General features: G+C 64.8%; 1 protein-coding gene. It reads right to left on the reverse strand.

Features of this window, described 5'->3' with window-relative positions:
- Window positions 1-1092 (reverse strand): AMP-binding protein (locus BN1127_RS10690; RefSeq protein ID WP_042649431.1); only part of this gene is annotated, 1092 nt, incomplete at its 3' end.
- Window positions 1093-1162 lie beyond the last annotated feature (70 nt).

Here is a 1162-nt window from a genome sequence, read left to right on the forward strand (position 1 = left end):
GGTGCGGATCCGCAGCGGCAGTTGCTCGGCCATGGGCAGCGCCAGTTCCGCCTCGGTCAGGTGCACCACGCACAGCAGCGGGCAGGTCTCCGACATGCCGTAACCGGCGTGCACCAGGATCCCCTGTCGATGGGCCTGGGTCGCCAGTCCGAGCGGCAGCGCACTGCCCCCCAGCAGCATCTTCCACCCCTCGAACGAGGTCTGTCTGGCCTCCTCGCAGTCGAGGATCATCTGCAAGATGGTCGGCACACAGTGGGAGAAACTCACCCCCTCGTCGCGGTAGAGCCGCACCAGCTTGTCTGGCTCGTAACGCCCCGGATAGACCTGCTTCACCCCCAGCATGGTCGCCACATAGGGGACGCCCCAGGCATGGACGTGGAACATGGGGGTGATGGGCATGTAGACATCGTCTGAGCAGAGCAGGGACTGGCCCGCATGGGCCGCCAGGGTGCCCAGTTCGTTGAGGGTATGCAGCACCAGCTGGCGGTGGCTGAAGTAGACCCCCTTGGGATCCCCGGTGGTGCCCGTGGTGTAGAACAGGGTTGCCACCGAATTTTCGTCAAAATCGGGGAAATCGAAGTGGCTGTCCGCCCCGGCCAACAGGGTCTCGTACTCCCCGAGCAGGGGCAGTGTGGTGGAGGGCTGCTCCCCATCGGTCAGGCGGATATAGCCGCGCACCGTGGGCAGCTTCTCCTGGATGCTCGCCATCATGGGCAGGAAGTCGTCATGGACCAGCACCAGATGATCCTCGGCGTGGTGCATGGTGAAGGCGATCTGCTCCGGCGATAGGCGCACGTTCACCGTGTGCAGCACGGCGCCTATCATAGGCACGGCGAAGAAGCATTCGAGGGAGCGGTGACTGTCCCAGTCCAGCAGGGCGACCGTGTCCCCCGGCCCTATGCCCGAGGCCGTCAGCAGGTTGGCGAGGCGGTGGATGCGCTGGTTGAGGGTGCGATAGTCATAGCGCAGCCGATCTGCGTAGACGATCTCCCTGCCCGGGGGCTGGCGCACCCCGGACAGCAGCAGGCTCTTGATCAGCAAGGGATAGGCATGGGCTCCCTGGGCTGGCGGTATGATCCTTGTCTTCACCATACGGACTCCTTCCGATTCGTGTCTGGGCGCAGGGAGGCATCCCTCCCTCGCAATGGGGTTAGCGGGCGTC

Origin of the sequence: Aeromonas media (genome assembly GCF_000819985.1) — a bacterium.
GTDB classification, from domain to species: domain Bacteria; phylum Pseudomonadota; class Gammaproteobacteria; order Enterobacterales; family Aeromonadaceae; genus Aeromonas; species Aeromonas media.